The organism is Neisseria sp. HMSC70E02 (assembly GCF_001838645.1).
GTDB classification, from domain to species: Bacteria; Pseudomonadota; Gammaproteobacteria; order Burkholderiales; family Neisseriaceae; genus Neisseria; species Neisseria macacae.
In genome coordinates, this window is record NZ_KV838097.1 from 8,494 (window position 1) to 16,361 (window position 7,868).

Genomic DNA, 7,868 nt, shown 5'->3' on the forward strand with positions numbered 1-7,868 from the left:
TCTCCCTAGCCCTCTCCCACGGGGAGAGGGGATTGAGGATACCGAAACCCAACTATGCTTTGGATTTCCAGCCAATTTTTCCCCTCTCTCCGTGGGAGAGGGGATTGAGGATGCTGAAACCCAACCATGTTTGGATTTTCAGCCAATTTTGTTCCCTCTCCCCGTGGGAGAGGGTTAGGGAGAGGGCAGTAAGCCGCAGGCTTACATTTAGGTTTCTAGGTTTCGCAAAAAATCTTCTGAAAGGTCGCTCCAACAGGAGAACGCACATTCTGAAGCCGTTGCGGCAAATTTTATTTGTGTGCAAGATAAACGAAAGGTCGTCTGAAAACGTTTTATCCTGTTTTCAGACGACCTTTTTACTTCCTTAACACTTTACCTGACGCGCTTTACCTGCCCGACTGTGTCCACACGTTTTGCAGGTAGGCGTAGGTCAGCTCGGCGGTGCCGGACACCAGCGCGATGTCGCTGCCCAAGTCTTCGGCTTTGCCCACGCCGATGGGCAAGGCGCCGGCGGCTTTGATGGCGGCGACACCTGCGGCGGCGTCTTCAATGCCGATGCATTGGCGGATGTCTGCGCCCACGCCCTCGGCAGCGGCGAGGAAGATGTCGGGGGCGGGTTTGGAATGCGCGACGGCGGCAGGGTCGGCGACGGCGTCGAAGAAGTGGGTCAGCCCCATGCGTTCCAGCAGGAACGGGCCGTTTTTACTGGCGGACGCGAGGGCGATTTTTTTGCCGTTCGCCCTCAATGCTTCCAGCAGCGGCAAAATGCCGGGGTACACGTCTTCGGGTTTGACTGCCTGAATCATCTCGACGTAGTTGTCGTTTTTGCGGCGGGTCAGTTCGGCGAACTCGGCTTCGCCGACGGTTTTGCCGCCGTGTGCGAGGATGCGTTTGAGCGAATCGTCGCGCGACACGCCTTTGAGCTGCTCGTTAAACTTGCGGTCGATGCTGATGCCCAGTTCTTCGGCGAGCTTTTTCCATGCGCGGTAGTGATATTCGGCGGTGTCGGTGATGACGCCGTCGAGGTCAAAGAGGACTGCGGTAAAAGTCATTTTGCGCCCTCCTTATTTTTCCAACGCAACGGTGTGGCTGCCGTTGAGCGTGATGTCTTTGCCGTACACCTGCAAATCGAGCGGTTCGCCTTTGAGCAGGGTGAAGACGACGTTTTCTTTGCCGACGGCAACTTTAATCAGACGGCCGCGGTAGTTAATATGGAAGGCGTAGCCTGTCCACGCACTCGGCAGGAACGGTGCGAAGCTGAGTTTGCCGCCCCAGGTTTTCATTTGGGCGAAACCTTGGACAATGGCGAGCCACGAGCCGGTCATGGAGGTGATGTGCAGGCCGTCTTCGGTGTCGTTGTTGTAGTTGTCCAAGTCCAGGCGGGCGGTGCGCTGGTACATTTCCACGGCTTTTTCTTCTTTGCCCAGTTCTGCGGCAAGGATGGCGTGGATACAGGGCGACAACGAGCTTTCATGCACGGTCATCGGTTCGTAGAAATCGAAGTTGCGGCGTTTTTCGTCGATATTGAAACGGTCGCCGAAGAAGTAGATGCCTTGCAATACGTCCGCCTGTTTGATGAAGGGCGAACGCAGGATTTTGTCCCACGACCATTTCTGGTTGAGCGGCAAATCGTCGGGCGAAAGCGCGGACACGGGGCGGATGTCTTTATCGAGGAAGCCGTCGTGTTGCACGAATACGCCGAGTTCTTCGTCATGCGGACGGTACATATTGGCGCTGATGTCCGCCCATTTTTCCAGCTCGGCGGCGCTCACGTTCAAATCCGGACGCGGGTATTTCGCCAAGGCTTCGCGGGTGTAGTCCAATACCCATGCGGCGAGGGTGTTGGTGTACCAGTTGTTGTTGATGTTGTTTTCGTATTCGTTCGGGCCGGTTACGCCGTGAATCATGTATTTGCCGTTGCGTTTGGAGAAGTGGACACGGTCCGCCCAGAAGCGGGACACTTCGACCAAGACTTCCAAACCTTCTTTGGCAAGATAGCTTTCGTCGCCGGTGTAGTTGGTGTAGTTGTAGATGGCGTAAGGAATCGCACCGTTGCGGTGGATTTCCTCGAAGGTGATTTCCCATTCGTTGTGGCACTCGATGCCCGTAAACGTTACCATCGGATAGAGTGCACCCGCCAAGCCCTGTTCGCGCGCGTTGTGTTGCGCCTGCGGCAGTTGGTTGCGGCGGTATTGCAGCAGGTTGCGGGTAACTTCGGGTTCCGCCAGTGCGAGGTAGAGCGGCACGGCGTAGGCTTCGGTGTCCCAATAGGTCGCGCCGCCGTATTTTTCGCCGGTAAAGCCTTTGGGGCCGATGTTCAGGCGTGCATCTTCGCCGTAGTAGGTGGAGAACAGTTGGAACAGGTTGAAGCGGATGCCTTGTTGCGCTTCGTCGCTACCTTCAATAACCACGTCGGCGATTTCCCAACGGTGCAGCCAGCCTGCTTTGTGCGCCTCCAGCAAGGTTTCAAACGCAACGCCTGCGATTTTTTCCGACAAGGCGCGGCCTGCGGCTTTCACCGCTTCCAAGCCCTGATAATCGCGACTGGTGGTAACAATCACGCGTTTTTCAAAGGTTTCGGGCGTACTGCCGACTTCGGCTTCGAAAGAATTGGAGACCTGCCAGTCGGTTTGGCTGCCGCCGAGGGCTTTGAAGCTGCCTGCGAAGGTTTGCTCGGCGTTGACGATAAATTGTTCCACGCCGAAAGGATTGGCGACGGTTTGGGTGGCAATGTAGGAGCGGTCGTCTGAAACGCCTTTGTCCAATACCTGCCAGAATTTTTCTTCGTAGTTGGAGTCTTCGTTTTTCACATCGGCGTCGATGATGGAATCAATGCGGACTTGGTGGGTTTTGCCGTCGACGGACACAGCTTCCCAGCGGATGACCGCCAGCTCTTTTTGCGCGACGGACAGGAATTTGCACACATCGAAACGCACGCCGAATACGGTGAACGAGCGGCGCAACACGCCGTGCTGCATATCGAGTTCGACGGAGAAGCCGGTAACGTCGTTTTTCGCCAAGTCCACTTCCTGCCCGTCGACAAAGATTCTGACTTTACTGAAATTGAGCGCGTTGATGGCTTTGCCGAAATATTTGGGGTAGCCGTTTTTCCACCAGCCGACGCGGGTTTTGTCGGGGAACCACACGCCGGCGATGTAGGTGCCCAAGTGGCTGTCGGCAGAATAGGTTTCCTCAAAGCTGCCGCGCATACCCATATAGCCGTTGCCCAAGCTGGTCAGGCTCTCTTGCAGCCGTTTGTGTTCTTTTTCCAGTTTTGCCGAACGCAGCGTCCAAGGGCTGACTTCCATGATTCTTGTATACATCGTAAAGCTCCTGTTTTGATGGTTTTATGGCAAACCGTTTTGAAATACGGTTCGCCTTACTTAAATCAAATAAAGCGTCGGCAGAAGTTTCAGACGACCCTCCTGCCGATAAATGAAGAAAATTATGCGCCGCCGTGTGTTTCTTTAATCAGGAACACGGAAAACGCGCCCAGCAGCAGGACGACGCCCCCTACCAAGAACATATTGGCCTGCAAACCGCCCATCATCGGGAACAACATGAAGCTCAACAGCGAAGCAACAATCTGAGGCATACAGATGGAGCCGTTGAACAAGCCCAAATAAGTGCCCATATGCTTGCCCGACAAGGCGTTGGTTACAATCGTCAGCGGATAAGTGATGATGCCCGCCCAAGCAATACCGATTAAGATGTAAGACAACACCAGCGCGTATTGGTTGCTGATGAAGAATACGGAGAAAAAGCCGAGCGCGCCCAAAGCCAGGCAGCTGAAATAACCCGCCTTGAGGTATCGGTTGGGGATTTTCGCCAATACAAACGAACAAATCACCGCCGCAACCGACTGCACCGCCGCCAATACACCGTACCAGTTGCCCGCTTCCTGATAGCCTACGGAAGACGCATCGGTCGTGTGCCAGACGTTTTCCGCAATCGCGCCAGCGGAATAAGTCCACATATATTGGAAAGCGAACCAGCAGAAAAACTGCACCAGAGTGACCGTCCAAAACGCTTTAGGCGCGGTTTTCAAGAGTTCGAACCAGTTGGCTTTTTCCTGATTTGCCGCCACGTCGATGCCGTGGTAGCGGGCGTAGGTCTCCGGATCGTATTCCTTCACTTTGAAAATCGTGAACGCGCTGGTAATCACCAGCAACGCCGCGCCCACATAAAACGCCACGACCACGGTCTGCGGCACGACGCCTTTCTCGGCAGTATTCGCCAAACCGATATACGCAAACACAAACGGCAGAATCGCCGCCAAAACCGCGCCCGTATTCGCCAAGAAGCTCTGAATCCCGTAGGCGTAGCTTTTCTGCTCTTCGTTGACCATGTCGCCGACCATCATCTTAAACGGCTGCATCGCCATATTCGACGATACGTCCAACAGCGCAATCATCAGTGCGCCGAACGACAAAGCCGCCAGCGACGCATAACCGAAACCGAAGCTGCCCGAGTTCGGCATCAGAATCATCACGATAACCGCAATCAGCGTGCCGTAAAGCAGATACGGCAGGCGGCGGCCGCCCAAGCGCGGCTTCCAAGTGCGGTCGGAGTAATAACCGACAATCGGCTGCACCAGCATCCCCGCCAACGGCGGCAGGATAAAGAACCAGCCGAGGCTGTGCGGGTCGGCGCCGAGCGTCTGGAAGATGCGGCTCATCTGCGAGCTTTGCAGGGTAAAGGCCGTCTGAACGCCGAGAAAACCGAAACTGAGCATCCAAATCGTGCTTTTCGGCAGCGAGGGCAAGCCCTGCCGCGTGGGTTGCGTATTGTCCGACATGAGGTAGTCCTTTCGTTTTTTTGTAATAAAACCGGTTTCGGTAAACATCATCGAGCGATGGATACCGATAAAAAGGGGCGTGTTGTGACAGCGCATGATGTTGAGTCGCGCGGGTCAGGGGTCGTCTGAAAACGAAGACAGAAGACGGTTTCAGACGACCTGATGTCCACATCACACTAAGCTATTTTTTAATCAACAGTTCGGGTAATTCAGCCCCATCGGTGCAATTTCGGTAACGCAGGCAGCGGCTAAACCATAATCATCGTTATGATGAAGTCGGTTTGGGAGAGGACATCGGGCTGCGAAGCGGCAAGAAATTGTTTAAGGAATTCAATTAAAGAGGAGGCGTCCTCACTTGGATAACAGTCGGATAAAACCATTTTCCGCGCTTGTCACGGATAGAAAGCGTAGTGTTCAAACATTTGTTTTCAGACGGTTTTGAGTAACGTGTCATCAGTAAAAACGCGCAGGGGATGTTGTCGGAAGAGTAGGGTGGGCGCGATTTGCTGAGGGATGGTATTGTTGTTGTGAAGCATCTGGTATAGATAAGCGGGGTCATTATGTTTTAAAACATACATGCTGGCAAGTGGCTATAAGTACCATAGTTGACTATCCGCAAAGTTTGAGTGGAGAAGCAAAGAAACGGCTTGCAAGCTGTTTACTGATTCGTCCTATTTTCCGTAGGGTATATCGGGAAGTCGGCAGAGAGTTTGGAGGCAGGGTATGCAGGTCGTCTGAAAACGGTTCATCCCGTTTTCAGACGACCTTTTTTGACAATGTGATACACTGTCATTCTGACGACATAAATTATCGATGCAAAGCCAAACGCTTCAGGAATACAAATTGAACATCCTCATTACTTCTCCCCGAGCGCCCGTTGCGCTGGAATGGGCGCGCTTCGCCAAACGCGGCGGGCATCAGGTTGTGTTTTGCGACAGCCTGCATTTTCCGGTCGGCATTTTTGCCGGATTGGGCGAGTACCGCCGCATTCCCGCGCCGCGTTTGGATTTCGCCGGCTATGCGCGTGCTATGACGGAATTGGTGGCGCAGGCGGATTGTGTGATTCCGACCTGTGAAGATATTTTTTATTTGGCGAGGCTGGATTTGCCGGAATCGGAGCGCGCCAAATGTTGGATGCCCGATCATGGAACGTTGTTCACCCTGCATGACAAATTCCGTTTTTTCGAGCGGATGCCGCAGGATACGACGGTGCGTTTTCCGGCTACGCGCCGAATTACATCGGTCGGCGAGGTCGGATACGACAGCGTGAAGAAAACGGTATTGAAGCCCGTTTATTCGCGTTTCGGGCGTTCCGTAATACGCGGCGTAACGGAGGGTCGTCTGAAAAACATCCATATCAGTGCGGATTATCCTTGGGTGCAGCAGGATTTCATTACGGGGCAGGGGGTGTGTAATTATGTGATTTGCGAACACGGCAGCGTGTTGGCGCATGCCGCCTACCGCCCGCGCTACCTGCTCAACGATTCGGCATCGACCTATTTCGAGCCGCTTTCCGACCCGCGTTTGGACGAATTTGTGACGAAATTTGCCGAGCAAAACGCGTTTCACGGACAGGCGGCTTTTGACTTTATCGATGACGGAAACGATTTGTGGCTGTTGGAATGCAACCCCCGCGCGACCAGCGGTCTGCATCTTTTACGCGAGGATTTGATATTTGACGGAGCAGGGCGCTTGCAGCAACGGAAACACAACGTACCATCCAAACCTTTACGGGTCGGCGCGACCTTGCCGCTGCTTTTCGGTTATCGGGCTTGGAAAGAGGGAAAATGGACGGCGCTTTGGCAGGACTTCCGCCGAGCCGATGATGTGATTGCTGATTTGCCTTTCTATGCGCAATGGCTGGCATTGGGCGAGATGATGTGGCGCAGTATCCGGCATCATAAGCCTTTAACCAGCGCCAGCACTTTCGATATTGAGTTTGACGGCGATGAAAACTGATCTGTCCCACGAATTTGCGGCATTGTTCCGAGACATTCCGCTGCAACGCCTGTTTGCCAATATGAATGCCCGCGCCGAGGTTTTGAATATCGACGGTTTGGATATTCCCTGCACTGTCATCGACCGGATCACGCCTAATTGCTATACCGCGTCGCCGCATTCGGCAATCGTGGATTATGCGAGGGACGAGTTGGTCAAACTGCCCGGCGGGCAGCGTATGCTTGCGGCGAGTTTGTTGTCGGCATTAAGCGGCATTTTGCGGCTGAATCAGATCGACCGTATGGTGACGCTGAACAATTATTGCCTCTCTACCAATAGCTTCTCTGAGGCTTTTCAGACGACCCCAATGTCGAAGCTGACCCAAGCCGCCGTCGCAAAATGGCCGAAACATGCTTTGTCCGTCCGTTCGCTGAATCCGCGCCAGCATAAGGATTTGATTGAACGGCTGGAACAGCTCGGTTGGAAAATGGTTGTGACGCGGCAGGTTTACATTATGGACGATTGGCAGGTAGTCATGGCAAAAACCAATACCAAACGCGACCGCAAGATATTTAATGACGGACGTTATGTTTTTGAGCGCTTGAGTGCCGACAGCCCTGATGCGGATTTTGAAGCGGCGGTGCATTGGTACAACCGCCTGTATCTGAACAAATATTCCAAGCAAAACGTACAATTTACCGTTGAATTTATGCGCGAAGCCGTATCGCGCGATATCTTGAATTTATTTCTACTGCGTGACGGCAAAACCGGTGAAAGTGCCGGCGTATCAGGCGTGGTCATCGACAGCAATACCGCTACTTCGCCCATCGTCGGCTACGATGATGCCAAGCCGCAAAGTGATGCCTTATACCGCCGCTGCATGACGCGTTCCATGCAAACCTGTATCGAAGCGGATGTCCCTTTAAATTTCAGTTCCGGTGCACCCGATTTCAAAAGGGTACGCGGCGCAATGCCTGAAATCGAATATATGGCGGTCTATACGTCCCATCTCCGACCTGCGCGCCGGCTTATTTGGAAGCTGTTACACGCATTGAGCCAGGGGTATTACAAAAAAATCCTGATTAAATACAAACTGTAAACATATAGTGGATTAACTAAATCAGGACAAGGC

5 protein-coding genes are annotated in these 7,868 nt (G+C 53.5%); 2 read left to right on the forward strand and 3 right to left on the reverse strand.

The features are described from left to right. Window positions 1-386: 386 nt before the first annotated feature. The 3 genes from pgmB to HMPREF3277_RS06805 form a co-directional block, all read right to left on the reverse strand. The gene (gene pgmB, locus HMPREF3277_RS06795; protein ID WP_070870469.1) at window positions 387-1,052 is read right to left on the reverse strand and encodes a beta-phosphoglucomutase; all 666 of its coding nucleotides are present in this window, start codon (window positions 1,050-1,052) and stop codon (window positions 387-389) included. Between the two features lie 12 nt (window positions 1,053-1,064). Beyond that, on the reverse strand, window positions 1,065-3,323 hold the full coding sequence (locus HMPREF3277_RS06800; protein ID WP_070870471.1) for a glycoside hydrolase family 65 protein: 2,259 nt from the start codon (window positions 3,321-3,323) through the stop codon (window positions 1,065-1,067). A 122-nt stretch (window positions 3,324-3,445) separates the two neighbouring features. Next, entirely contained in the window at window positions 3,446-4,798 is a 1,353-nt protein-coding gene (locus tag HMPREF3277_RS06805) for an SLC45 family MFS transporter (RefSeq protein ID WP_070870512.1), read from the reverse strand. Window positions 4,799-5,641: 843 nt separating this feature from the next. Here HMPREF3277_RS06805 and HMPREF3277_RS06810 point away from each other — a divergent pair. Beyond that, window positions 5,642-6,757: an ATP-grasp domain-containing protein gene (locus HMPREF3277_RS06810; protein ID WP_246830773.1), complete on the forward strand. Its 1,116-nt coding sequence runs from the start codon at window positions 5,642-5,644 to the stop codon at window positions 6,755-6,757. Then, window positions 6,747-7,835 carry a GNAT family N-acetyltransferase gene (locus HMPREF3277_RS06815; protein WP_070870475.1) on the forward strand — a complete coding sequence of 363 codons (1,089 nt, stop codon included), beginning with the start codon at window positions 6,747-6,749 and terminating at the stop codon, window positions 7,833-7,835. Before HMPREF3277_RS06810 ends, HMPREF3277_RS06815 begins: the two co-directional genes overlap by 11 nt. Window positions 7,836-7,868 lie beyond the last annotated feature (33 nt).

What these genes read in the sequence shown, in the direction of transcription:
- pgmB (WP_070870469.1), bottom strand. Translation starts at nt 1,052, where the DNA reads ATGACTTTTACCGCAGTCCTCTTTGACCTCGACGGCGTCATCACCGAC.
- HMPREF3277_RS06800 (WP_070870471.1), bottom strand. Translation starts at nt 3,323, where the DNA reads ATGTATACAAGAATCATGGAAGTCAGCCCTTGGACGCTGCGTTCGGCA.
- HMPREF3277_RS06805 (WP_070870512.1), bottom strand. Translation starts at nt 4,798, where the DNA reads ATGTCGGACAATACGCAACCCACGCGGCAGGGCTTGCCCTCGCTGCCG.
- HMPREF3277_RS06815 (WP_070870475.1), top strand. Translation starts at nt 6,747, where the DNA reads ATGAAAACTGATCTGTCCCACGAATTTGCGGCATTGTTCCGAGACATT.